This is a genomic window from Mesorhizobium sp. M2A.F.Ca.ET.043.02.1.1 (assembly GCF_003952405.1).
In the GTDB taxonomy this organism is placed as follows: domain Bacteria; phylum Pseudomonadota; class Alphaproteobacteria; order Rhizobiales; family Rhizobiaceae; genus Mesorhizobium.
On record NZ_CP034445.1, the window covers coordinates 5487123 to 5512197 of the forward strand.

The 25075-nt window shown below is 62.6% G+C and carries 22 protein-coding genes, 1 tRNA gene and 2 pseudogenes; 14 read left to right on the forward strand and 11 right to left on the reverse strand.

Going from position 1 to position 25075, the window contains the following annotated elements; all coding sequences use genetic code 11:
* Window positions 1-125: 125 nt before the first annotated feature.
* The 3 genes and pseudogenes from EJ068_RS25950 to EJ068_RS25960 all read left to right on the forward strand — a co-directional run.
* The gene (locus EJ068_RS25950) at window positions 126-1631 is read left to right on the forward strand and encodes an arylsulfatase (protein ID WP_127251404.1); all 1506 of its coding nucleotides are present in this window, start codon (window positions 126-128) and stop codon (window positions 1629-1631) included.
* A gap of 89 nt (window positions 1632-1720) precedes the next feature.
* Complete coding sequence (locus tag EJ068_RS25955) at window positions 1721-2629, forward strand: formylglycine-generating enzyme family protein (RefSeq protein WP_245498683.1); 909 nt, start codon at window positions 1721-1723, stop codon at window positions 2627-2629.
* 182 nt (window positions 2630-2811) lie between these two features.
* Window positions 2812-3828, forward strand: a pseudogene (locus EJ068_RS25960) (alpha/beta hydrolase); the annotation flags it as partial.
* Between the two features lie 267 nt (window positions 3829-4095).
* Here the strand turns inward: EJ068_RS25960 and EJ068_RS25965 are convergent.
* Window positions 4096-4278, reverse strand: a pseudogene (locus tag EJ068_RS25965) (pyridoxal phosphate-dependent aminotransferase); the annotation flags it as partial.
* 252 nt (window positions 4279-4530) lie between these two features.
* Here EJ068_RS25965 and EJ068_RS25970 point away from each other — a divergent pair.
* Window positions 4531-4812: a tetratricopeptide repeat protein gene (locus EJ068_RS25970; RefSeq protein WP_127251401.1), complete on the forward strand. Its 282-nt coding sequence runs from the start codon at window positions 4531-4533 to the stop codon at window positions 4810-4812.
* 83 nt (window positions 4813-4895) lie between these two features.
* Here the strand turns inward: EJ068_RS25970 and EJ068_RS25975 are convergent, their stop codons facing one another.
* Entirely contained in the window at window positions 4896-6083 is a 1188-nt protein-coding gene (locus EJ068_RS25975) for a porin (RefSeq protein ID WP_127386119.1), read from the reverse strand.
* A gap of 45 nt (window positions 6084-6128) precedes the next feature.
* On the opposite strand from EJ068_RS25975, the gene EJ068_RS25980 reads away from it, so the two are divergent.
* Window positions 6129-6353 carry a hypothetical protein gene (locus tag EJ068_RS25980; RefSeq protein ID WP_127386479.1) on the forward strand — a complete coding sequence of 75 codons (225 nt, stop codon included), beginning with the start codon at window positions 6129-6131 and terminating at the stop codon, window positions 6351-6353.
* A gap of 121 nt (window positions 6354-6474) precedes the next feature.
* Here EJ068_RS25980 and EJ068_RS25985 read toward each other — a convergent pair.
* Window positions 6475-6565: transfer RNA gene (locus EJ068_RS25985), tRNA-Ser, on the reverse strand.
* 333 nt (window positions 6566-6898) lie between these two features.
* Here EJ068_RS25985 and EJ068_RS25990 point away from each other — a divergent pair.
* On the forward strand, window positions 6899-8116 hold the full coding sequence (locus EJ068_RS25990) for a porin (RefSeq protein ID WP_127251729.1): 1218 nt from the start codon (window positions 6899-6901) through the stop codon (window positions 8114-8116).
* A 244-nt stretch (window positions 8117-8360) separates the two neighbouring features.
* A complete protein-coding gene (locus EJ068_RS25995; protein ID WP_127251728.1) occupies window positions 8361-9434 on the forward strand; it encodes a site-specific integrase in 1074 nt (357 codons plus the stop codon).
* Window positions 9435-9505: 71 nt separating this feature from the next.
* Here the strand turns inward: EJ068_RS25995 and EJ068_RS26000 are convergent, their stop codons facing one another.
* Both EJ068_RS26000 and EJ068_RS26005 read right to left on the reverse strand, forming a co-directional pair.
* On the reverse strand, window positions 9506-10399 hold the full coding sequence (locus EJ068_RS26000; protein ID WP_127251727.1) for an alpha/beta hydrolase: 894 nt from the start codon (window positions 10397-10399) through the stop codon (window positions 9506-9508).
* Between the two features lie 148 nt (window positions 10400-10547).
* On the reverse strand, window positions 10548-12581 hold the full coding sequence (locus tag EJ068_RS26005) for a lytic transglycosylase domain-containing protein (RefSeq protein ID WP_127251726.1): 2034 nt from the start codon (window positions 12579-12581) through the stop codon (window positions 10548-10550).
* A 291-nt stretch (window positions 12582-12872) separates the two neighbouring features.
* On the opposite strand from EJ068_RS26005, the gene dapA reads away from it, so the two are divergent.
* From dapA to EJ068_RS26020, 3 genes are all read left to right on the forward strand, one after another.
* On the forward strand, window positions 12873-13754 hold the full coding sequence (dapA, locus tag EJ068_RS26010) for a 4-hydroxy-tetrahydrodipicolinate synthase (protein WP_127251725.1): 882 nt from the start codon (window positions 12873-12875) through the stop codon (window positions 13752-13754).
* A gap of 247 nt (window positions 13755-14001) precedes the next feature.
* Window positions 14002-14481: an SsrA-binding protein SmpB gene (smpB, locus tag EJ068_RS26015; protein WP_041002108.1), complete on the forward strand. Its 480-nt coding sequence runs from the start codon at window positions 14002-14004 to the stop codon at window positions 14479-14481.
* Window positions 14482-14557: 76 nt separating this feature from the next.
* Complete coding sequence (locus EJ068_RS26020) at window positions 14558-15283, forward strand: GH25 family lysozyme (protein ID WP_127251724.1); 726 nt, start codon at window positions 14558-14560, stop codon at window positions 15281-15283.
* A gap of 26 nt (window positions 15284-15309) precedes the next feature.
* On the opposite strand, the gene EJ068_RS26025 is transcribed toward EJ068_RS26020, so the two are convergent.
* On the reverse strand, window positions 15310-16251 hold the full coding sequence (locus EJ068_RS26025) for a DMT family transporter (RefSeq protein WP_281059003.1): 942 nt from the start codon (window positions 16249-16251) through the stop codon (window positions 15310-15312).
* A 120-nt stretch (window positions 16252-16371) separates the two neighbouring features.
* Here EJ068_RS26025 and EJ068_RS26030 point away from each other — a divergent pair, with 120 nt between their 5' ends.
* Entirely contained in the window at window positions 16372-16845 is a 474-nt protein-coding gene (locus EJ068_RS26030) for an Lrp/AsnC ligand binding domain-containing protein (protein ID WP_127251723.1), read from the forward strand.
* A 33-nt stretch (window positions 16846-16878) separates the two neighbouring features.
* On the opposite strand, the gene EJ068_RS26035 is transcribed toward EJ068_RS26030, so the two are convergent.
* Window positions 16879-17535 (reverse strand): uracil-DNA glycosylase, encoded by a 657-nt coding sequence (locus tag EJ068_RS26035; RefSeq protein WP_127251722.1) that lies wholly within the window; start codon window positions 17533-17535, stop codon window positions 16879-16881.
* A 12-nt stretch (window positions 17536-17547) separates the two neighbouring features.
* Window positions 17548-18129 (reverse strand): NYN domain-containing protein, encoded by a 582-nt coding sequence (locus EJ068_RS26040; protein ID WP_126078321.1) that lies wholly within the window; start codon window positions 18127-18129, stop codon window positions 17548-17550.
* A 301-nt stretch (window positions 18130-18430) separates the two neighbouring features.
* Here EJ068_RS26040 and rpoZ point away from each other — a divergent pair, with 301 nt between their 5' ends.
* The 3 genes from rpoZ to pyrE all read left to right on the forward strand — a co-directional run bounded on the left by rpoZ (window position 18431) and on the right by pyrE (window position 21790).
* Window positions 18431-18832 (forward strand): DNA-directed RNA polymerase subunit omega, encoded by a 402-nt coding sequence (gene rpoZ / locus EJ068_RS26045; RefSeq protein WP_042637845.1) that lies wholly within the window; start codon window positions 18431-18433, stop codon window positions 18830-18832.
* Between the two features lie 124 nt (window positions 18833-18956).
* On the forward strand, window positions 18957-21188 hold the full coding sequence (locus tag EJ068_RS26050; RefSeq protein WP_126078320.1) for a bifunctional (p)ppGpp synthetase/guanosine-3',5'-bis(diphosphate) 3'-pyrophosphohydrolase: 2232 nt from the start codon (window positions 18957-18959) through the stop codon (window positions 21186-21188).
* Window positions 21189-21211: 23 nt separating this feature from the next.
* The gene (gene pyrE, locus EJ068_RS26055; protein ID WP_126078319.1) at window positions 21212-21790 is read left to right on the forward strand and encodes an orotate phosphoribosyltransferase; all 579 of its coding nucleotides are present in this window, start codon (window positions 21212-21214) and stop codon (window positions 21788-21790) included.
* Between the two features lie 30 nt (window positions 21791-21820).
* On the opposite strand, the gene EJ068_RS26060 is transcribed toward pyrE, so the two are convergent.
* The 3 genes from EJ068_RS26060 to EJ068_RS26070 all read right to left on the reverse strand — a co-directional run bounded on the left by EJ068_RS26060 (window position 21821) and on the right by EJ068_RS26070 (window position 24901).
* Entirely contained in the window at window positions 21821-22042 is a 222-nt protein-coding gene (locus tag EJ068_RS26060) for a hypothetical protein (protein WP_126078318.1), read from the reverse strand.
* 54 nt (window positions 22043-22096) lie between these two features.
* Window positions 22097-22726, reverse strand: a complete 630-nt coding sequence (locus EJ068_RS26065; protein ID WP_126078317.1) for a LysE family transporter — start codon at window positions 22724-22726, stop codon at window positions 22097-22099.
* Between the two features lie 642 nt (window positions 22727-23368).
* Window positions 23369-24901 (reverse strand): winged helix-turn-helix domain-containing tetratricopeptide repeat protein, encoded by a 1533-nt coding sequence (locus tag EJ068_RS26070; protein WP_127251730.1) that lies wholly within the window; start codon window positions 24899-24901, stop codon window positions 23369-23371.
* Window positions 24902-25075: the final 174 nt, after the last annotated feature.

Consider the following 25075-nt stretch of genomic DNA (forward strand, 5'->3'; position numbering starts at 1 on the left):
GCAGCGGCAGACGTGGGTGCTGAGCCGCCGCGCCTTTGGATTCCAGGCAAATGATTGGCGCCAGAACACCAGACGCGCCGCGGTTTTGAGCAGAACGGCGTGAATTAGCAGAGCAGGGGCATAATATGAGCAACGATCGAGACTTCCCGGCCGAAGCCGGTGCAACCAACAGAATCACGCGACGGGACGCTTTGATGGGCGGCACTGCGGCTGCGGTTTCGCGATTTGCAGCACCTGTCGGCCTTTCCGGCGCGCTCGCCGGCCTTGCGGGCGTCCAGACGGCGGCGGCCCAGCCCTCGCAGCCGAACATCGTCTTCATCGTTGCGGACGATCAGGGATGGAAAGACGTCGGCTATCACGGCTCGGACATCAAGACGCCCAACATCGACAAGCTTGCCGCGGAAGGGACGAAGCTCGAAGAATATTACGTGCAGCCGATGTGCACACCAACGCGCAGCGCCCTCATGACCGGCCGCTATCCGCTGCGCTATGGCATGCAGGTTGGCGTTGTCCCCGCAGCGGGAACCTATGGCCTTCCGCTCGATGAGACACTTCTTCCGCAAATCCTAAGAGACGCGGGCTACCAGACGGCGATGAGTGGCAAATGGCATCTCGGCCATGCCAAGACGGACTACTGGCCGAAGCAGCGTGGATTTGATTCATTCTACGGGGCGACGGTCGGCGAGATCGACCATTTCAAACATGCATCGCATGGTATCGCGGACTGGTACAGGAACAACAAGCCGATCAAGGAACCGGGCTTCGACAACACGTTGTTCGGTCAGGAAGCTGTCCGGGTCATCAACGCTCACGATCAGAAGAAGCCGCTCTTTCTCTACCTCGCTTTCACCGCGCCCCATACGCCATTCCAGGCTCCGAAGGAATATCTCGACCGATATAAGAACATCGCCGACGAGAACCGCAGAGCCTATGCCGCAATGATCTCGGTGATCGATGACGAGATCGGCAATGTCGTTGCCGCCCTTGAGAAGAAAGGGATTCGCGACAATACCCTGATCGTCTACATGAGCGACAACGGTGGCGTCGTTAACTCGATGTTTGCGGGCGACTCGAAGGTGGGTGGCAAGCTGCCTGCGGATAACGGCCCCTATCGCGAAGGCAAGGGCACCCTCTATGAGGGCGGCACCCGCTCGGTCGCCTTCATGAACTGGCCCGGCAAGGTCAAGCCTGGCGTCTTCAATGGCCTCATGCATGTCGTCGACATGTTGCCGACACTGGCTGGGCTGGCCGGCGCCAAGCCTGGCAAGGATAAACCGCTGGACGGCGTGGATATGTGGCCGGCCATCAGCGAGGGCAAACCTTCGCCGCGCACAGAGATCGTCTACAATGTCGATCCGATGGCCGGTGCGGTGCGCGAGGGCGAATGGAAATTGTTGTGGTCGGCAACGTTGCCGCAAAAGATAGAGCTGTTCGATTTGTCGCAGGACAAATCGGAGGCCACTAACTTGGCTGATAAGTATCCTGATAAGGTCAAGGTGTTGCAGGCAAGGATCACCGAGCTCGCAGCCCAGATGAAACCCCCGCTGTTGCTTATGGAGGCAGTGCGGCTGACCTACTTCACGCCGCTGGTGACACCAAGCCCGGAGGAAATGTTCGCTGCGGGGGATTGAACGGCGGATGCGCTCTGCCGTTCAGACGAGACCAGCCGATGACTGAAGCGCGACCTGCAGCAAAGCCAACGGATTCGTCAAACGCCGATATGCTTTGGATTCGCGGCGGCGAGTTCCTGATGGGCTCGGACAGCCACTATCCCGAAGAGGCGCCGGCGCACCGCGTCGTCGTCGGCGGCTTCTGGATGGATCGCTCGACCGTCACGAATGCCGAGTTCAGACGCTTCGTCGAGGCCAGCGGCTATGTCACGCTGGCCGAGCGTCCAGCGAATGCCGCGGACTATCCCGGGGCCAGTGCAGAATCATTGGCGCCGGCCTCAGCCTTGTTCGTCAGGCCCTCGCGCGGCATCGATCGCAACAATCACTACAACTGGTGGGCTTACGTCCGTGGCGCGAACTGGAGGCACCCACGCGGCCCCGCCAGCGGGCTGAAGGGGCTCGACAGCCATCCCGTCGTGCACATCGCCTATGAGGACGCGGAAGCTTATGCGAACTGGGCGGGGAAGGCTCTGCCGACCGAGGCCGAGTGGGAGTTTGCCGCCCGCGGCGGGCTGGAGGGCGCCGAATTCGTTTGGGGCGCCGAGCTGACGCCTGGCGGCCGGCATATGGCCAACACCTACCAGGGCGAGTTCCCTTTCCGCAACGATTGCGAAGACGGCTACGAATGGACTGCGCCCGTCGGCTCGTTTCCGGCAAATGGCTACGGGCTCCATGACATGGCCGGCAATGTTTGGCAGTGGACCACCGACTGGTACCAGGAACATCGCCGGATCGAGAGCCCTTGCTGTACGATGGAAAATCCGCGCGGCGGCGAGCGTGAGGCGAGCTTCGACCCGCTGACACCCGACATCAAAATTCCACGCAAGGTGACCAAGGGCGGGTCCTTCCTGTGCGCCCCCAGCTATTGCCGACGGTACCGGCCGGCCGCTCGCATGGCGCAGCCCGTGGATACGTCCACTTGCCACCTGGGTTTTCGATGCATCGCGCGTCCGTCGTGAGAGGAGGGCGCAGCGCGCTCCATGGGCATCGCGGCACCGGGAGGTCCAAACCGGCGCGCTGGCGGGTTGCAGCAGCCATATCGGCCGTATTCCTTACGCTCACGGCGTGCGGAACTGGACCCGAAGGGGTTCTGGCGCCGATCCCCGCGAGCTTGGTTTCGCCGGCGGCATCGGATGTGACGATGTTGGTCGCGACCAGCCGCAAGCCTTCCGGCGACCCGGCGACCTTGTTCACGGGCGAGCGCAGCCCGGCGCTTTCGTTGACCGACCTGACCATCTCGATTCCGCCGAACCGTGCGCCCGGCACGGTCGAGTGGCCGAAAAAGCTGCCGCCAAACCCCCAAAAGGATTTCGCGGTCATTGCCGCACGAAACCTGTCGATTCCCGAGGCTCACAAATGGCTGCATGCTCACAATTCGAACGGCCATGTTCTCGTCTTCGTGCATGGCTTCAACAACCGGTATGAGGACTCGGTTTTTCGCTTCGCGCAGTTCGTGCACGACTCGCGGGCGAACGTCGTGCCGATCCTTTTCACATGGCCGTCGCGCGCCAGTGTGCTTGGCTACAACTACGACAAGGAAAGCGCGAATTTCTCGCGCACTGCGTTCGAGCGGACATTGAAGGCCTTGGCCGACGACCGCAGCGTGACCGACGTCACCGTCATGGCCCACTCGATGGGCACCTGGCTGGCGATGGAATCGCTGAGGCAGATGGCGCTGGAGGACGGGCGCGTTTCGCCCAAGATCAGGAACGTCATACTGGCGTCTCCCGATCTCGACGTGGATGTCTTTGGTCGCCAGTGGACCGAGCTTGGGCCGAAAAAGCCGAAGTTCACCATCACCGTCTCGCGGGACGATCGGGCGCTCGCCGTCTCGCGCCTGATTGCGGGCAATGTCGACAGGGTGGGGCAGGCCGACCCGTCGAAGGAGCCATACAAATCGAAGCTCCAGGCGGCTGGAATAACCGTGCTTGATCTGACCGACGTAAAGACCGCGGATCGCTTGAATCACAGCAAGTTCGCTGAAAGTCCGGAGATCGTCCAATTGCTCGGCGCGCAACTTGCTTCCGGCCAGACCTTGACGGATTCGAGAGTGGGGCTTGGCGACGAACTCGGCCTTGTGGTTGCCGGCACGGTCGACACGATCGGCAACGTCGCGGCAAGCACGGTCAGCGCGCCCGTCGCGGCCATTGAAGGAAAAACGAACAATGCCCCGCCAGACGAGCTCGAGACGATCCTGAAGGGTGATGTGACGACCCAGTGATCGTATTAGGTGGCGTAAACGGCGCGGGCGATTAGGAGGCGACCTGCCTTCAGCGCCCGAGAGGCTGGATTCTGTTGCCCCTTTTTTCTAGCCAGACACGATGAACAACCGGCTGCCGCCCGCCTGGTCCAAACACCTGAAAGATCCGTTGGAAAGAGAATTCCACAACCCAAGACCGGACAGCCGAAAGCAAGGCCGCTATCGATCGCGCGCGACGCTCTCCATGCGCGCGATAACGCGTGGCGAAGGCCCGAAACCGCCTTCATTGGCGCCGATGCGGGCGCGAAAAGGCCGCCCGCCCTCGCGCTCCTGCGCCTCCGGCCCGACGAACGGCACAGTGGTGGGAAGCGCACCGATGATCGGCGCGAGGGAAGGGCGCTGGCGCATGGCAAAGGGCTCGGTTGAGAAAGGGGGCTTCTTGCTAGCGTGGGCGGGGAGTGGGTGCAAGTTGTCGAAAGGGGCAAATAGCGCGGGTGCGTTGCCGGTTGCACCATGGCTGGATTCCCGCGCCTCGTTTTGTTAGCGAGGCGAGATGAATAACCGACCGCCCCTGGCTGGTCCAAGCATTTGAAGAGCGGACCCGCGCCAAAGCAGACTGTAAAACAGCCAACACTCAAGCAGCCGAAGGCGAAGCCGCGTATGCAGGCCAACGAAATGTTGCTGGAACTTCAGCTGGCGGGCAGGTTGCCCGAGGCCGAGGAACTGTGTCGTCGCGTTTTGGCAAGGACGCCCGAGCACCCGATGGCTTTGTACATGTTGGGGACGCTGGGACTGGGCGTCGATGATAAGTTGTCCATCAAATACCTTGCTCGGGCGGTCGACCAGACGCCACTCGACCCATATTTCCACTTCAGTTTGGGCGATGCTTATCTGACGGTTGGCGAACACGCACTTGCCATCAGGCACCTGCGGCGCGCTTAAGGCACCGCGGGTCTTCACCTCGCAACCAAATGAAAAACCCGGCGATCGCCCGCCGGGTTTCGATTTCGATCAGGCAGTGCCTGTTAGAACGAGCGCTGGAAGCGGAGCAGACCGCCGACGCTGTTCTTCTTGTCGGCGCCGGTGAAGTTGACGACGTCGGCACCCGAAACCCAATCATCGAACTTGCCGAAGTGATCCCAATCGACTTCGGCCGTGACCGTGAAGCCGGGTACGATGTCATAGGCGACGTTCGCCGCCACGCCATAGTTCTTGTCCTGATCACCCGACACCTGGAGGTTGAACGAGGTCTTCTCGTTGAACTTGTAGGTGCCGCCGGCCCAGAATGCCCAGTTGCCGCCCCAGATTTTATAGAAGCCGCGACCACTGGCCCCGATGGCATAGCTCGGGTCGTTGAGGTTGTCGTCGCTGCCATAACCGAACATGCCGAACAGCGACAGTTCGTTGGTGACATTCACATCCAGGCGAACCTTGCCGGCGACTTCCTCGTAGTTGCTGTCGTAAGCAACGACGCCGGTGATGGCGCCCCACCCTTGAGTCCACTTCACGCCGCCGACGACATGCGGAACGTAGCTGTCGATGGTGCCGACGACGCCCGAACCTTCTTCCAGCGAGACCACGGCCGAGAAGCCGTTGCCGGCGTCGAAATAGTACTGGACGACGTTGGTGTCGAAGTCGCCATAGGGGACGATCGTATCCTGGATGACGTTGCCGGCGTAGCCGATGAACGTATCGAAGGCCGATTCGTCCTTACCGACGCGGAGGCCACCGAGCTGGATCCAGGCGAAATTCAGCGAAACGTTCTTGTTGCCGGCAGGATTGCTGTTGAATTCATCCGCTGCCGTGGTCGGATCGTCTGCCGATGGGTAGCCGTTGCGGTTGCCGAAGTTGAACCGGGTCTCGGTGTAGGTCTTCAAGGTGCCGAGTTCGGTTTCCTGGCCGGTCCAGGTCTTCAGCGTGAAGCGGGTGTTCTTGTAGAAGGTGCTCTGCTCATCGCCGTCCTCGTGGTCGAACGACTTCGCGCCGTCGAACGATCCGACGTCGCCGACGCCGATGTCGTAACGGACATAGCCGCCGACGCGCAGGCAGGTCTCGGTGCCGGGGATGTAGAAGTAGCCCGAGCCGTAGACGTCGCAGATCTTGACGTATTCAGCCGGTTCCGGCTCGGCGACGGTCACCGCGTCGGCGGCGCGGGCGCCGGAAACTGCGATCAGGGCCGCAGCTGAGCCGAGAAGAAGGCTCTTGATGTTCATTTTCTGACCTCCAGTCAAAAGTTAAAAAACGGGTCTGGGTATTTTTTGCTGAAGGACAGCGTTCCCTGCCCCATCCCCACTACCGAAAAAGATGCGCACCGCGCCGCTCCTTCGAACGTGACCTTTACCCAGGCGGCGGCGGCGTTCAACCACGATCGTATCGGCGAAAGCCCGATCCAGACGCTATCCCCGGATGTTGTTGCACAAATGACACGATTTGGCCTCACTCCGAAAGCTCTCGTTAACCATCAGGGCCTCCACGGCGGCTGAATCCGGCCAAATCCGGCGATCGGCCGGCTGAATTGCGGCGTCCCGGCGAGTCGCCTCGTCCGGTTCTTGCCGCAGAATCGCCTTGCGAAGGGAGGCTTGTCGCGCGCAGCGCGGGGGAGGATGGCGGAGAGGATGGGATTCGAACCCACGAGAAGCTTTTGACCTCTACTCCCTTAGCAGGGGAGCGCCTTCGACCACTCGGCCACCTCTCCGTCGCGCGCTGGATAAAGAAAAGCGTGGGCACAATCAACAAGCCGGCGCCATAATCGCCGAAAAATCCTCTGGCCGACAACTTGGGAAAGCGGTGGAGCGTCGGCATCGCATCGGCCCAGACGTGGCGAATCGTGGCTTATGCGGCCTTTTCGAGCCAGCAGAGGCGCCTTCATTGGAGCGCCTTCTTAGACCGGAACCGGACGCGCAATCACCGGCAGACGCCCTTCGTCACGCTGCACGGGGGCGAAAAAGAGCGCAATAACAAGGCATTGCCCATAATTTTGGTCGAAAGTCCGCATCGCTTCCGTTCGATTCTGACTGGAGGTCAGAAAATGAACATCAAGAGCCTTCTTCTCGGCTCCGCTGCGGCCCTGATCGCAGTTTCGGGCGCCCGCGCCGCCGACGCGGTGACCGTCGCCGAGCCGGAACCGGCTGAATACGTCAAGATCTGCGACGTGTACGGCTCGGGCTACTTCTACATCCCCGGCACCGAAACCTGCCTGCGCATCGGCGGCTATGTCCGTTACGACATCGGCGTCGGCGACGTCGGCTCGTTCGACGGCGCGACGTCCGCCGATGTTGAGGACGGCGGCAGCAACGACACCTTCTACAAGAATGCCCGCTTCACCCTGAAGACCTGGACCGGCCAGGAGACCGAGCTCGGCACCTTGAAGACCTACACCGAGACCCGCTGGAACTTCGGCAACCGCAATGCCGACCTGGGCGCGCTCGTTGATCCCGATGGCGCGGGTCCGCTCCCCGCGGCCAACGCCGTCAATCCGGCCTTCAACAAGGGCACTTCGCTGAACTTCGCCTGGATCCAGCTCGGTGGGCTGCGCGTCGGTAAGGACGAATCGGCCTTCAACACGTTCATCGGCTACGCCGGCAACGTCATCCAGGATACGCTGGTTCCCTATGGCGACTTCGACACCAACGTCGTCCAGTACTACTTCGACGCAGGCAACGGCTTCTCGGCCGTGATCTCTCTCGAAGAAGGCTCGGGCGGCGGCACTGATGGTGTCTACGGCGTGGGCACGATCGACAGCTATGTTCCGCATGTCGTCGGCGGCGTGAAGTGGACGCAGGGCTGGGGCGCCATCACCGGCGTTATCGCTTACGACAGCAACTACGAGGAAGTTGCCGGCAAGGTCCGCTTGGACGTGAACGTCAATGACGCGATCTCGCTGTTCATCATCGGCGGCTACGGCACCGATGACAACCTGACGGACCCGACCTATGCCTTCGCAGCTGGCGGCCGCGGCTTCTACAAGCAGTGGGACGGCAACTGGGCAGTCTGGGGCGGTGGCACCTACAAGTTCAACGAGAAGACCTCGTTCAACGCTCAGGTCTCGTATGACGAAGGTGAGAACCTCGGCATCGCCGCCAACATCGCCTACGACATCGTTCCCGGCTTCACGGTTACGGCCGAAGTCGACTACGTCAATGCAGGCAGCATCAACGAAGCCGATGGCCTGAACCACAACTGGACCGGTATTACTGATGGCGACGACGCCATCGGCGGTCTCCTCCGCTTCCAGCGCTCCTTCTAAGGGCTGGACTGCTACAGGTGAAATCCGGCCCGGGCGTCTCCACGCCCGGGCCGTTTTTATTTTCCGCGGTTGGTCAACGCAAACGAAAGGATGGGGGTGAAACGGTAAGCTGATTGAGTCTGATGGAACGATTTTGTGGGATCCGCTTCGGCGGATGGGATCGGCCGCAAGACTCGAAAACTCTTGAAAGGACATCTCCGAACGGTTAGGGCTGAAGGCTTAACCACAGGGGGTGTGGCTAAAAATGTCGAACGAAGCGGTTCAAGAGGCCGAGGCCTCTGGTCATTTTGCGTTCTTTTCTTCTCAGAATTCGAAGTTCAACTACACGTTCAACAAGATCCGGGAAGTAAAATCGCACAGGATCGGGGAACTCTTTGCAGCATACCGAGATATACTCTGGGATGATGGGCGGCATAAATACAATGTCAGCTCTTTCATCGGTGAAATAGACGAGATCCTTCTCGGAGAGCGTTTCAGCACCTTTGACCAGAACACCCTGGACAATCTTATCGGGACCTTGCGCCAGCGCGGGAACAGCAACGCAACCATCAATCGCAAGATGGCTGCACTCAGCAAGCTGCTGCGCAAGGCTCACAAGATGGGAGATATCCACAGCCTGCCTGAGTTCCGCCGCCAGAAGGAGCGGGCAGGACGGATTCGTTTCCTAGAAAGGGACGAAGAGGCAAGGCTGTTCGCCGCCATCAGGAGCCGCAGCGAGGATGCTTACAGGCTCTCCGTCTTCCTGGTCGATACCGGCTGCCGCCTCGGCGAGGCGCTCGGCCTGATCTGGAACGACATCCAGGAGCATCGCGTCTCCTTCTGGATCACCAAATCCGGCCGCAGCCGCACCATTCCGATGACCGAACGGGTCAAGGAAGTCATCAAGCTGCCGCCGAACACCGAAGGACGCCGGCCGAAGGGCCCGTTCACCAAGCTTAGCCAGGCGCAGTACCGCGCCATCTGGAACGAAGCGAAGGCGGAAGTCGGTCTCGGCGCCGATGAGCAGGTGGTGCCGCATATTTTGCGTCACACTTGTGCTTCCCGCCTCGTTCAGGGCGGTATCGACATCAGGCGCGTCCAGATGTGGCTTGGCCACCAGACGCTGTCGATGACCATGCGTTACGCGCACCTCGCCACCAACGATCTTGATGGCTGTGTCGTCGTTCTCGAGAAGCCGCGTGCCGATCAGGCGCCGAGCGCCGCGGAGAACTCCGTCTTTGCCTCTCCCCTGACCGCGCCGTCACCTGGCAAAGCCGCTCGCAAGGAGAGCGGAGCGGAGCCGGCAAAGGCGCGGCGCAAGAGCTCCAAGGGCAAATAGGCACGCGCCGCGTGCCGGAGAATCTATATTTTATCGACAAGCCCGAGGTTGAATTAGTCTCGGGCTTTACTTTATTTTGATTCGCGCTCTGCCCGATCGAGGAAATCCGCAATCTCCCGCGGCAGAGTGCCGGTTTCCAGAAAGGGAGCGTGTCCCTGACCTTCGACGGTGATCGTCTCCATGCCGGGATGACGTCTTCCCATCTCCTCGACGCTCGCAGCTGATAATAGTTTTGAATTGCCGCCGCGAATGGCAAGCAGCGGCACGGCGGCCAAAGCATCGAACTGCGGCCACAGACCCGGCAACGGCTTGCTGAAATCGATGCCGGCCAGCGTGTCGACCAGCGCCGGATCGAAATCCGGCACCCAGCCCGCCGCCGTCTCGCGGCAGATTGCCCGGACCATCCTCGCCCAGTCGACGTCGGTGAGCGCCGGGAAATCGGCGCCATGCACGCGCCGCTGGGTATCCACCGCCTCGGCGAGTGTCTTCGGCTTCGGCGCGCGGTCGAGATAGGAGCGGATATGGGCCAGCCCCTCCGCCTCGATCACAGGGCCGATGTCGTTGAGCACGATGGCCTTCAGCACGGTCGGCTTTAATGCCCCGAGCACATGGATGATCAGGCCGCCGCGCGACGTGCCGACGAAGGCTGCGTGCTCGACGCCGAGCGCCGACATCCCGGCAAGCACGTCGCCGGCTTCGACCCCGACATTATAGTGGCCGGTATCGGGATCGTGGTCCGATTGCCCGCGGCCGCGATAGTCGAAGGCGATGACCTTACGGGGGATCTCCGCCTTCCTGGAAAGATGCAGCGCCAGCTCATGGAAGTCGCGGGCATTGCGGGTGAGGCCCGGCAGGCAGATGACCGGCCAGGCGTCGGCGTTTCTTTCGCCATAGATCCGGGTATGGAGCTTCAGGCCGTCAGCTGCGGGATAGAAGAAGTCGGAGAAACTTTCGTCGCTCGCCATCGGAGTGCTGTCCTCGCTGAATCGAACGGACAGCTACAGGCGAGAGTGAGGATCGTCAAATAGGAAGCATCGTATGGAAGCGTCTCACGCCGGCGGGACAGAGGGGGGCGCGAAGGAACTCGACCCTAAACGCCTTGCGGACGCCGCCTCAACTCCGTCCGTTCACAAGGTCCCCCACGATGTCGTACTTCCCCGAAATACGCATCTTGTAGACCTCGTAATTTTCCATCACGCGCTGCACGTAACTTCTTGTTTCCGTGTAAGGAATCCGCTCGATCCAATCGACCACCGCGTCCACGTCCTTGCCGCGCGGATCGCCGTATTTCGCCACCCACTGGGCGGCGCGGTTGGGGCCGGCATTGTAGCCGGCGAAGGTTAGCACATAGGAGCCGCCGAAGCGGTCGAGCTGCTCGCCGAGGAAAGCCGAGCCCAGCGTCGCGTTATAGCCGGCATCGCTCGTCAGCCGCGCCTGCGAGAAATTCATGCCGGTCTTCTTCGCCAACTGCTTGGCCGTGCCCGGCATCAACTGCAGCAGGCCGCGCGCGCCGGCGCTGGAGACGGCGCCGACATTGAACTCGCTTTCCTGGCGGGCAATGGCGTAGGCGAGCGCCTTGCCGGATCCGGAAATGTTGGCCGAATCGGGAATGACGCCGAGCGGATGCGACAGCGCGCCAACATCGATGCCGCGTTGGGCGGCGATCTTGCCGACCTTCAGCGCCATGAAATGGTTGCCTTGCTTTTCCGCCAGCACCGCAAGCAGCGCCAGCTCGCCCGGGCTGGTCAGCTGTCCGGCAAGGTCGCGATAGAGCGTCTCGGCATAGCGGTCATAGCCCGCCTCCTGCAGCCGCTTGATCGCGCTCACCGCCTCGCGCCCGTCGAAGCTCTGGCGGTCGGCCGCGCTCGGTTTCGGGTAGGCGATGTTGAGTGTCCTCAACCCCACGCGCTCGCCGGCGAGCTGGCCATAGAAGGTCGTGCCGTAGCTGGCCGCGCGCGTGAAATAATCCTTGGCGCTGCCCGGACCGCCGACTTCCGCGGCGCGGCCGAGCCAGTAATAGGCGCGCGACAGCGACACCGGTCCCTGCGCGAGCTCGGCAATGCGCTTGAAGTGGGTGGCGGCGATCGCCGGATCGTTGAGGCCGCGCAGCGCGTACCAGCCGGCATGGAATTCGGCCTCGGCGGCATTGGCCGGGCTTTCGGCCGCATGCATGGAGACGATTCTGTAGGCGGTTTTCATGTCGCCCTGATCGACCAGCTCGCGCGACAGCACACGCCGTTCCACCCACCAGGCATCGGGGTCGACCAGCGAATCGCGGTCGGTCGGCGCCTTCATCACGACAGCAGCGGCTTCAGTGAATTTCTGCTGCTTGCGCAGATATTCCGCCTCGGCGAAGAAATAGCCGGCCGAGCGTTGCGCCGCCGGCACCGCCTTCAACAGTTTGGCGGCGTTCTTGTCGCCCTTGTCGGCAGCCGCCCACGCATCCGCCAGCGGCTGAGCGCCGGCAAGACCGGCAACGAGCAGCGCGGAGGACGGCCGGTCGGCATAGAACATGCGCTCCATGCGGTAGCGATGGTCGGCCGCGGGGATCAGCGTGCCGAACTCCTTGATGATGGCGTTCTCGTCCTTGGCTTCCAGCTTTTCGCTGCGCCAGAACGGCACCAGCACCGACCGGGCCGCCGCCTGATTGCCAAGCGCCACCTGCGAGCGGGCAAGGATGATGACGCCCTCCGGCGTCAGCGGCTGGCTGCGGCCGAAAGCCTGAACCACCACTTGCGGCGGCGGGTTTTCGCGATAGAGCGCGCGTTCGCTGTTCTTGCGCAGGGCGATCGTGCCCGGCCAGCCGGGAAGCATCTTGGCGGCATCGGCAATCTCGCCGCTCGGCACCTGGTCGCCGCCATAAAGCGCGATCGCCCAGGCCAGGATGTGCCGGTCGAGCGAAGTGGCGGGCAGCGTGTCGCGGGCATTGCGCGCGCCGGCAATGTTGTTGGCGGCAAGCGCGTCGAGGCCGCTCTTCAGTTGCGCGATGTCGAAGAATGGGGCGGTGGGGCCAGGCGTCTGCGGCGCATCGGGCATGGGAATAGAAGCCGTCACGCGCGCGTCGACGCTGCCGCCGATCGCCATGGTCGGCGTCAGCGCGACGATCGCGCCGAAAAGCGCGAAGAGATGAGGCCGCCTCGTCGGCATGGTTGCAATCCTAGCACATCGTCAGCAGGCGCGGGCACTAGAGAACCCGATGCGAAGCCTAGACTTAGGTCGTGAAGGGCTCGTAAACAAAAGGTTATCGAGGCCGTTCGAATTGCGCTTGCTGGCACTACGCCGATGCTTGCCGCTAAACCATGTCGAGACTATGGTGCGCGGCTTCGCTTTCGGTTAGAAGGCGCGCAAACAAAACAGACGCATGTCGCCCAAAAGTGGGAACCGGTTTTGGGATAACGACATGCGTAAACAGACAAAGTTCCAAGGAGTTTGGAAGATATGCTGAGAGGCTCGCTGACCGCGCTCGTCACACCGTTCGAAAAGAGCGGGCGTTTCGACGAGAAAGCCTTTCGCGCTTTCGTCGAATGGCAGATCGCCGAGGGCACCACGGGCCTCGTCCCGGTCGGCACCACAGGCGAGTCGCCGACGCTGTCGCATGAGGAGCACCGCCAGGTCGTGAAGGTCGCCATCGAGGTGGCCAAGGGCCGTGTTCCGGTCGTCGCCGGCGCCGGCTCCAACAACACCGAGGAAGCGGTCGGACTGGTGCAATATGCCGAGAAGGCCGGCGCCGATGCCGCCCTTGTCGTCACGCCTTATTACAACAAGCCCACGCAGCGCGGCCTTTACGCGCATTTCGCCGCCGTCGCCAAGGCGACCAGGCTGCCGATCATCATCTACAACATCCCACCGCGCTCGGTGATCGACATGACGCCGGAGACGATGGGCAGGCTGGCGCAAGACTTCAAGAACATCGTCGGCGTCAAGGATGCCACCGGCAAGGTCGAGCGCGTCTCCGAGCAGCGCATGACCTGCGGCAAGGACTTCATCCAGCTCTCGGGCGAGGATGCGTCGGCGCTCGGCTTCAACGCCCATGGCGGCGTCGGCTGCATCTCGGTGACATCGAATGTCGCGCCGCGGCTCTGCGCCGAATTCCAGGAAGCGACACTCTCCGGCGACAGTGCCAAGGCGCTCGAGCTGCAGGACCGACTGTTGCCGCTGCATAAGGCGATCTTCATCGAACCCGGCCTGTGCGGCGCCAAATATGCGCTCTCGAAGCTTGGCAAGGTCGAAGACGTGGTGCGCTCGCCGCTGGTGACGATCGAGGCCTCGACGGCCGAAAAGATCGACCAGGCGATGAAACACGCCGGCTTGATTAATTAGCGAGCCCGTTTGGAAACTCTACTCCTGCGGCCATCTGAAGGCGCCACCTGCGCTTCAGTGCTCACGTACTATATGTACGCTCCGCTCCGGTTCCGCGCATGGCCCCGAAAGCACGTTGCTTTCGGAGAGGGCCATGCGCAAGGTCGGATTTACAGAGCGTCCTTAGCGCGTTTTAAAAACGCGCGGCGCTCTGTGGACACCTTCACCTGACTCGCAGGAGCGAGTTTCGAAACGGACTCTGGACGCCATGAATCAAGTCAAGAAAGCCGACCCGAACAACAGGACGGTCGCCGAAAACCGCAAGGCGCGCTTCTCCTACGAGGTGCTCGACACGATCGAGACCGGCTTGGTGCTGACCGGCACCGAGGTCAAGTCGCTGCGCCAGGGCCAGGCCAACATCCAGGAATCTTACGCCTCCGCCGAGGGCGGCGAGATCTGGCTGATCAATTCCTATCTGCCGGAATACCTGCAGGCCAATCGCTTCAACCACGAGCCGCGCCGGCGCCGCAAATTACTGGTCTCGAAGCGCGAGATGGCCAAGCTGTCGCAAAGCGTCGAGCGCGAGGGCATGACGCTGGTGCCGCTGAAGATCTATTTCAACGACCGCGGCCGCGCCAAGCTGCTCTTGGCGATCGCCCGCGGCAAGAAATTGCACGACAAGCGCGAGACCGAAAAGCAGCGCGACTGGTCGCGCGAGAAGGGCCGACTGCTGAAGGAGCGCGGCTGAGCTTTCGCCGCTGGCGGAAAAGCCACCGGTCAGCTTCTTGGTTCAGGCCTAAAAGCATTTCGGACGGGGGGTGGTCTTGGGCAAGCGGATCGTTTTCTGGGGCCTGGCCAGTGTGGTTGTCGCCTGTGCCGTCGCGGCCGGCGCCTATTTCTGGTTCCGTGGCTTTTCGCCGGATCGCGAGGAATTCCCGATCCGGGGCATCGACGTCTCGCATCATCAGGGCAAGATCGACTGGCGGCGCGTCGCGGCCGACGATGTCGCCTTCGCCATCATCAAGGCCACCGAAGGCGGCACCCATGTCGACACCCTGTTCGCCACGAACCTACGCGAAGCCCGCGCGGCCGGCCTCGCGGTCGGCGCCTATCACTTCTTCACCTTCTGCCGGCCGGGGGCCGACCAAGCGAAGAATTTCATTGCCGTGGTGCCGCGCGGCGAACCGCTTTTGCCGCCGGTGGTCGACATCGAGTTCGGCGGCAACTGCCCGCAACGGCCGTCGCCCGAGCAGTTGAACACCGAGCTTGCCGCTTTCCTCGGCCCGGTCGAGGCGGCCTTCGGCAAGCAGGCGATCTTCTACCTGACCGATGAGGCGGCCGACGCCTATTCCGCAACCATCATCGCGCGCCGGCGCTGGCTGCGTTCGCTAGCGATCAGGCCGCGCGAAAACGACTGGATCTATTGGCAGTATCACAATATGGGCCGCGTCGACGGCATCGAAGGCGATGTCGATCTCAACGTTCTCAAAGGCAGCCGCGAGACGATGGCCGAGTTGTTCGCGCCGACGCCTTCAATTGCCGGCCCTTGAAGTGTGTTTGCCGCGCGGCCGAAGGCTCACGATCCTCCCGGCGCTGGTGTACTGAGACGTCTGCTGGCAATACGTCCTCCGATCGCTGACAAGCCCATCCCGGCGGCCATGATGGCTATGGCTGCGAACTGGATCGTCATCGGCGTTTCGCCGAGTACGGCCATGCCGACAACCACCGTGGCGATCGGTATGCCGGGCAGGAACAGCGATGCCGCCTGCGGCCCCAAATGCCGGACGATGTAGGTATAGAGGAACATGGCCGCCGCGCCGGCCAGAATCCCCTGGATCACGATCTGACCGATGATTTCCCCAACGGCCGCTGCATGGATTTGGCTTGGCGCGAGGAGATAGAGAACCGGCAGCGGCAGGCAGGACAGGAGCACCACCGCGGCCGTCGCCGTGACGGGATCGGCGCGCCAGCGCCTGACAAGAACGGCATAGGTCGAAAACATTAGGCCCGATCCGATGAAAAGCATGTCGCCGAAGAGAACGCTGCCTGTTCCGTCGCGCGCCGGCGCGAGGAACAGGAACAGGCCCGCGATGATCGCGAGGACGCCGATGGTCCGTTGCCGCGAAGCGCCGTCGTGGAAGACGATGCGCGACAGCAGGAACGAGAAGAAGACGATTGACGCGGGGCAGAGCGCCGCCGCATGGGCAGCAGGCGCATAGGTCAGGCCCCAATTCATGATCAGCGGATAAGGCAATCCGGCCAGCGCTGCCAAGGCCAAGGCTCGTCGCCAGCCAAGCGCTCTCATGCCTGCGAAGCCACCGCGCCAGGCGATCGGCAGAAAGACCACCGCGGCGCCGCCAAAGCGCAAGACGGCTAGGTCCGTCGCCGTCAGATGCTCCCGGAGGCTGAAGCGGGCGGCGACGAATTGGATGGCATAGATGCCGATCATGGTCAGGCCGGCGAAAATCGCCAGTGTCGTGCTTCCCGAGTCTCGTTCGCTTGCCACACTGTCACCCATATGTCGTCCGGGCGGACCACCGGCACGATGAAAGTGCAGGCTATTGTTCAGTTCGCTGTGTTGAAATACGCTCCTTTTTGGAAATCGTAGCGATATTCACGCTAGAAGGGGCGTTCTGAAGTGAATCCGGAAGCCAGCGATCTCGACGCGGTCGACCGCAATCTTCTTCGCCTGCTGCAGGAGGACGGGCGTCGCACCACACTTGATCTGGCGGCGCGTGTCGGCCTGTCGCCGACCGGCACCAGCCTGCGCGTAAAGCGGCTGTTTCGCGAGGGTTACATCACCGCGGTCAGGGCCGTGCTCAATCCGGCAAAGATCGGGCGTGGCACGCTCGTCTTCATCGAGGTTCGTCTCGACCATACGGCGCCGCATATTTTCGAGCGGTTTGCCGAGGCGGTGATCAAGGCGCCAGAGGTGCTGGAATGCCATATGGTCGTCGGCGGCTTCGACTATCTGGTGAAGGCGCGCATCTCCGAAATGGCCGCCTATCAGGATTTCCTGACCCGGGTCATCCTGCCGCTGCCCGGCGTGAAGGAGACGCACACTTACGCCTCGATCGGCGACGTGAAGCCGGATGCGCTGCTGCCGGTATGAGCGGGTGGGCAGCGCACCTAAGGTGATTTGGGTCTAGCCCCTCAGGAACGCTGCGATCTCGCTGAACACGCTGACGAACATCTGTTCCGTCAGCACGCCCGTATTGGTGTTGTAGCGCGAGCAGTGATAGCTGGAGAACAGCGTGATGCCGCCGGCCTCCTGCTTTCCGCCGTGGCGGAACGGAATGGCCGCGACGCGCTCGCCCAGCGCCCGCACCGTCGACTGGTGCGCGATTGAACCCAGCGTCAGAATGGCGCGCAGATTGGGAAAGCGCGCGATGGTGGGCTTCAGAAAAGTCCGGCAGGTGGCGATCTCGGCGCCGACCGGCTTGTTCTCCGGCGGCACGCAGCGCACCGCATTGGTGATGGCCGTGCCGACCAACTCAAGCCCGTCATCCGGCCGCGCCTTGAACTCGCCGCGCGCCAGGCCCTGCGCGATCATCGTGCCGTAGAGCAGGTCGCCGGCATAGTCGCCGGTGAAGGGGCGCCCCGTCCGGTTGGCGCCGCGCAAACCGGGCGCAAGCCCAACGATCAGCAGCCGGACCGAGGCTTCACCCTCGGGCGGCAGGAAGGTCGGCACCGGCGCATTGAACCAGCCCGGCTCGCGCTCGCGCCAGGCGGCGATGAAATCATGCAGCCGCGGGCAAAGCGGGCAGTCGCGGCTGGGTTCGGGGGAGGTTGTGGCGGTCAAGGCCGCCGCCCGTCAATAATCGTCCTCGTCGACTTCGGCGGGTTCCGGCCGGCGCACCGGCCGCTCGGACGGATCGCGGCCGACGTCGCTCTTCAGCGTCATCAGGTCGATGAAGTGGTCGGCCTGGCGGCGCAGATCGTCGGAAATCATCGGCGGCTGCGAGGCCATGGTCGAAATGATCGACACCTTGCGTCCGCGCCGCTGCAGCGCCTCGACCAGCGTGCGGAAGTCGCCGTCGCCGGAGAAGATGACATAGTGGTCGACGACGTCGGCAAGCTCCAGCGCATCGACGGTCAGCTCGATGTCCATGTTGCCCTTGATCTTGCGGCGGCCGGTCGAGTCGGTGAATTCCTTGGCGGGCTTGGTCACCACCTTGAAACCGTTATAATCAAGCCAGTCGATCAGCGGCCGGATCGAGGAATATTCCTGGTCCTCGACCAGCGCGGTGTAATAATAAGCGCGTAAGAGATACCCGCGCTTCTGGAAACTCGACAGGAGCTTGCGGTAGTCGATGTCGAAGCCCAGCGCGCGGGACGTGGCGTAGAGATTGGCGCCGTCGATGAAAAGAGCGATCTTTTCACGGGGATCGAACATTGAAAAACATCCCTTTCAAAAATTTCTGTCGTCTTAAAAGCGTCGACGGGCAGGTCCACAAATGCGCTTGCTACCCGTCATATCCGAGATAACGCGCAATTTATGGATATCCAAGGGCACGGCCCACATTGCAAGCAATTGTGATCGCGACTATGTGAGCCGCATCATGGCGTGGCGCGATGATGAGCCGGGCAACGGCCCATAAGCTGGCGCCGCCGCCAAAAAGCTTGTATTTCGGCCGCGCCCGCGTTATGGAGCGCGCCAGCTTTCCATCAAATCCATCGCATGAAAGGGGCAGTCCATGGCCCGCGTAACCGTTGAAGATTGCATCGACAAGGTCGACAACCGTTTTGAACTCGTGCTGCTCGCCGGCCATCGCGCCCGCCAGATCAGCCAGGGCGCGCAGATCACCGTTCCGCGCGACAATGACAAGAACCCAGTCATCGCGCTGCGCGAGATCGCCGACGAGACGCTGTCGCCTGACGACCTCAAGGAAGACCTGATCCACTCGCTGCAGAAGCATGTCGAGGTCGATGAGCCGGAAGCCGAGGGCGAGGCGATCACCGACCAGACCGGCGCGACCGCGGTCGCGGCCGACGCCGACGATGCCGAGGAGAACATCGCTTTCGACCGCATGAGCGAGGAAGACCTGCTCGCCGGCATCGAAGGCCTGGTGCCGCCGGAAAAGAGCGACGATTACTAAGAGCTTTTGTCCGGGTTGGATCAACCATCCAGGACTTCCGTATCTTAGGTTTCGTGGCTATCTATGAGATGCGTCGTACGCCAGTGCGGCGCATCAATCATTTCAGCACCGCGAGATCCCGCCCATGATGCGTCAGTATGAGCTTGTCGAGCGCGTCCAGCGCTACAAGCCTGACGTCAATGAGGCACTGCTCAACAAGGCCTATGTCTATGCCATGCAGAAGCATGGCCACCAGAAGCGCGCTTCGGGCGATCCCTATTTCTCGCATCCCCTCGAAGTCGCCGCCATCCTCACCGAGATGCACATGGACGAGGCGACCATCGCCGTTGCCCTGCTGCATGACACGATCGAGGACACCACCGCGACCAGGGCCGAGATCGACGAGCTGTTCGGCCCCGAAATGGGCAAGCTGGTCGAGGGCCTTACCAAGCTGAAGAAGCTCGACCTCGTCTCCAAGAAGGCCGAGCAGGCGGAGAACCTGCGCAAGCTTCTGCTCGCGATCTCGGAGGATATTCGCGTCCTTCTGGTCAAGCTCGCCGACCGCCTGCACAACATGCGCACGCTCGACCATATGCCCGAGTCCAAGCGCCTGCGCATCGCCGAGGAGACGATGGACATCTATGCGCCGCTCGCCGGCCGCATGGGCATGCAGGGCATGCGCGAAGAACTCGAGGAAATCGCCTTCCGCTACATCAATCCGGAGGCCTATCGCGCCGTCACCGCGAGGCTTGCCGAGATTTTCGAGCGCAACAAGGGTGTCCTGCAGGAGATCGAGACGGCGCTGTCCGGCCTGTTCGAGAAACACACCATCAAGGCGAGCGTGAAGAGCCGGCAGAAGAAGCCATGGTCGGTGTTCCGCAAGATGGAGGCCAAGGCGCTCTCCTTCGAGCAGCTCTCCGACATCTTCGGCTTTCGCGTCGTCGTCGATTCGGTCGACGACTGCTACCGTGCGCTTGGCGCCATCCACACCACCTGGTCGATGGTGCCTGGCCGTTTCAAGGACTATATCTCGACGCCCAAGCAGAACGACTACCGCTCGATCCACACCACCATCGTCGGCCCGTCGCGCCAGCGCGTCGAACTTCAGATCCGCACCAAGGAGATGAACAAAATAGCCGAATACGGCGTCGCCGCCCATTCGATCTACAAGGACACCGGCGGCAAGATGAACGGCGCCGGCCACGCGATCTCCAAGGAGACCAACGCTTATGCCTGGCTCAGGCGCACCATCGAGCAACTGGCCGAGGGCGACAATCCGGAGGATTTCCTCGAGAACACCAAGCTGGAGCTGTTCCAGGACCAGGTATTCTGCTTCACGCCCAAGGGCATGCTGATCGCGCTGCCGCGCGGCGCCACGCCGATCGACTTCGCCTATGCCGTCCACACCGATGTCGGCGACACCTGTGTCGGCGCCAAGGTCAATGGCCGCATCATGCCGCTGATGACGGAATTGAAGAATGGCGACGAGGTCGAGATCATCCGCTCCAAGGCGCAGGTGCCGCCCGCCGCCTGGGAATCGGTCGTGGTCACCGGCAAGGCGCGCGCCGCCATCCGCCGCGCCACCAAGAACGCGATCCGCAAGCAATATTCCGGTCTCGGCGCCCGTATCCTGGAACGCGCCTTCGAGCGCGCCGGCAAGACCTTCACCAAGGAGAGCCTGAAGCCGGTTCTGCACCGGCTGGCGCGCAAGGATATCGAGGATGTTCTGGCTTCCGTCGGACGCGGCGAGCTGAGCTCAACCGACGTCATGAAAGCGGTCTTCCCCGACTACAAGGACGAGCGCGTCACGGTCGCGCCGCCCAAGCAGCGCGAGGAAGGCTGGTCGAAGATCCGCAACGCCGCCGGCATGCTGTTCCAGATGCCCGGCACTCGGGCCGCGCGCAAGGGCAAGGACCAGCCGCGCGACGGCGCGGTGCCGATCCGCGGCGTGCGCGGCGACCTGCCGGTGCGCTTCGCGCCGGAAGGCGCCGTGCCCGGCGACCGCATCGTCGGCATCATCCAGCCTGGAACCGGCATCACCATCTATCCGATCCAGTCGCCGGCGCTGCAGGCCTTCGACGACCAGCCCGAGCGCTGGATCGACGTGCGCTGGGACATTGACGAACGCACCAAGGAACGTTTTCCGGCGCGCATCTCGGTCACCGCCATCAACGCGCCTGGTTCGTTGGCCGACATCGCCCAGGTGGTGGCGTCCAACGACGCCAACATCCACACGCTGTCCATGATACGCACGGCGCCCGATTTCACCGAGATGCTGATCGATCTCGAAGTCTGGGACCTGAAGCACCTCAACCGCCTGCTGTCGCAGCTCAAGGACAATTCGAGCGTCAGCGACGCGCGGCGCGTCAATGGCTAGATGAAGATTGAACGGGGGACCAAATGAACACTGACGAAGTGCTGGGCATTTTCCGCGAGGCCGGCGCCGTTCTCGAAGGTCATTTCATCCTGACGTCCGGCCTGCGCAGCCCGGTCTTCCTGCAGAAGGCCCGCGTCTTCATGCATGCCGACAAGACCGAGCGCCTGTGCAAGGCGCTGGCCGAGAAGATCCGGGAAAGCGTGCCCGGAAAGATCGACTATGTCGTCGGCCCGGCCATTGGCGGCCTGATCCCGGCCTATGAGACCTCGCGCCACCTCGGCGCGCCGGCCATCTGGGTCGAGCGGGAAGGGGGCGAGTTCAGGCTGCGCCGCTTCGAGATCGCCAAGGGCTCGCGCGTCGTCATCGTCGAGGACATCGTCACCACCGGCCTGTCGATCCGCGAGACAATCGACTGCCTGCGCGAGATCGGCGCGGAGGTCGTCGCGGCCGCATGCATCATCGACCGCTCGGCCGGCAAGACCGATGTCGGCGTGCCGCTGGTCGCGCTCGCCGAATATGAGGTGCCGGCCTATCCTGCCGACCGCCTGCCGCCGGAACTCGCCGCCATTCCCGCTATCAAGCCGGGAAGCCGCAACATCTGACTCAAGTTTGTTCGCGTGACGGCGGGCAGTTTAGCGGCTGACTCCGCGGCTCGCTATCGGGGCCAATCCACGTACGGCCGAACCTGCTTCGCCGCCCGGGGCGTTGTCGGTCCACGGATCGGCCGCCGTTTCGTCGGCCATACCAGCGGCGATGATAAATGGATGGATTTCGACGACGCTTTCGAACACGCCGCGCCCGGCGTCATACTCGACGTGGGTGATTGCTCCCATGAACTCCCTGTAGCGTTGCACGTTTAGTCACCTACGAAGATAATGCCAAGCTTTGCGCCGCGCTTGCGAGCGCATTCATCGGCTGACGAGCCCCGCCGCCATCGTCACTGCGACGGCGGTGAGGATGACGCCCGAGATGAGATCGAAGATGCGCAGGTTAGCGCGGTTTCGAAGCAGCCAAGCCATGAGGCCGCCACCCAGCGTGTAGCCGTAGCAGGCGAGCGCGGCCATCAGGATCAGCGCCATGACGAATTCGAGCCTGGCGCGGCCGGCGGCGAAGGACTGGCCGAGCGCCGCCGGCACGAGCAGCAACTCGACATAGGTCAGCGGGTTCATCCACACCACGCCCATGACGCGGGCAAGACAGGAGCGCCCGCTCTCGGCGTGTGCGGAACGCTGCTCGACGCCACCGGCGGCGGAGGCGGCGCGGAAGGACTGCAGCGCGAACCATGCCACTGCCGCGAGGCCAAGCCAGGAGAGGGCCGTGCGGACAGCCGGATCGAGCCCGGCGATCGAGCCGCCCAGCAGGTAAGAGGCGGAGATCAGCGCGACGTAAGTGCCCCATACCAGGCTTGCCACGAATATCGCCCGTCCGCGCAGCAGGCCCTCGCGGATCATCATCAGGTTGTTTGGTCCGACCGAGGCCATCGAGGCCATGCCGAGCGCCAGCCCGACCTGGAATCCGTTCGCATCCACCAGGCTCATGGCGTTTCCTCCAGCGACGCATGACCGCCTCTATCGGCCGGTCGCGCTAAGGACAAAGTCAGATAGAGAATGGGCCGGAAAGGGCTGGCTTAGTGCGACCGGTAATTTCCGACGGGGAGGCGCTCCGGCGGACAATCCATCTCCGCCGCTCCTTTGAGGAGGCCAGTTCCAAGCGGCGCGCGAAGCCGGTGACTGTTTCTCGGAACCTGGACAATGGTGTGAAAAGCCGGGAAGCGGCTCGGCCGGGTACAAGCATGGCTCCAGCGAGCAACGAGCCACCTTGCGCCAATCCGGTCGCCATGAGCCGCCGATGCAACTCATCCACAGAAGGTTTTTGCCCGTAGATCTTGCCTTGATCGAGCGAGACGATCATCAACGGTGACATTTGAGCCCCTCGGTTCAATGCTGAAGTTAACGAGGGGCACTTTGCGCCAGAGGGACCGTTTGGCTCCTTTGGCCGAGTGTAAAAAATTCTAAAAAGATATGAGAAACCGAGGCTGCCCGCGCCAGCAATTCCCGCGCCGGCTCACCGCCAAGAAACATGTTGCAGCGATCAGTATCCAATATGCGGCGCCGTAATGTGCATTGGGGGCAAGGGATTTCCGGCGAAGTGCTTGCCGATCAAAGGTGCGCTATCAGATATTATCCCTCTTCAAGGCCGGCCAGCCGCAGCCCTTCAAGCACGACGCCGATCCGCTCCGGGATCATGGCAGGCTGGCCCGCTCTGATCGTCGCGATCGTAACGCCTGGAGAGAGCTTGCTCAGCGCCTCGACAAATCGGCGGGCCTCGTCCATGCGCCCGAGATAGGCGCTGGCAGCGGCCAACATCCAGAGCATGGCGTCGAAGTTCGGATTGCGGGCCAGCGCACGGGAAGCCGACGCCAGCGCTTCTTCATAGTTACCGAGAATGACATGCGCATGGGCAATTCCGCAGAGCGCTATATGCGCAATTTGATCGCGAGGCATCAGCCGGTTCGCTCGGTGGAAACAGGCAAGCGCGTCCTCGACGCTCCCGCAATGGAGATGACCCACGCCCGCCGAAGTGACGACCGTCAGGTTGTTGGGGTTGGCGTCAACCGCGGATTGAAGGACGGCCATGCCCCAGTCGTAGTCTCTGACGACCTGAAGCAGCGCCATGGCGCAATGCGTCATCACTATCGCATCGCCGGCCGCATGTTCCAGCCCGCGCCGGGCGAAGTCTGCGCATCTTTCCCTGTCGTCGGGCCCGAACGGCGGCCAGCCCATCGTTATGCGGTGTTCTAGCGCCCAGGCTGCGTGAGCCAGGAATTGGGGATTGTCCGGCTCAAGTGCGAGGCCCTGTGTCAGAAGGGCATAGGCTTCTGCATTCCCCCGTTTGGATTCCGACAGGATCTTGGCCCGTGCCTGAAGATAGACGTCATAGGCGGCGATGCTTCCGGGCCGCTCCCGCCGCGAACGTTCGATCTCGGCCCATTCGATCTCCGGCCCGACCACGGTTGCGACCGCTTCTGTGATCCTGTCCTGGAAATCGAACACGTTGTCGAGGGCGCCATCGAGGTTCTGCGCCCACAGATGCGCGCCGGTGCTCCCTTGGATTAATTGGGCCGTGATTCTGAGCCGGTCGCCCGAACGCCGCACGCTGCCCTGGAGGACGTAGCGGACATCGAGTTCCTTCGCCACTTGCCGCACGTCTACGGCCCGGCCCTTGTAGACGAACGAGGAGTTACGGGCGATCACCGCGAAACTCTTGAAACGGCTGAGCGCGGTGATGATGTCGTCGACCACGCCGTCGGCGAACCAGTCCGGCTCGGAATCGCCACCAAGGCCCTCGAAGGGCAGCACGGCAAGTGCCGGCTGTGCGGGAAGCGCAACCATGTCCTCGCCACGCCTCGAAGTCAGCATGCGGTAGCCGATCCGCGGTACAGTCGCGATCCACTCGCGGCCGTCCGGGTCGACTCCAAGCAGCTTACGCAGGGTGGCGATCTGGACGGAGAGGTTTCCCTCCTCCACCGCCATGCCAGGCCACACGCTATCCATCAATTCTTGCCTGCTGACGACACCGCCCTCAGCCTTGAGCAGCGCCTCGAGGAGCGCAGCGCCTTTTTGACCGAGCGCGATCGGTTTGCCGTCCCGCCGCAGCTCTCCAAGGGCGGGGGCGAAGACAAACGGTCCGAAAACGAAAGGCGGCGCGACCATAACCGCCAAAATAGCCGCTACGCGGTTCCAGTGAAACTTTGATCTGCGTTTGCGTTCTTATCTTGCGACCCGTGCCTGACCGGGAACGTGCGGAAGAGCGCGGCTCAGCTTGGCTCGCAAGCATTCCGTGTCGTGAAGCTGGCCACAATGTTATCAATACATGTCGCCAGAAGG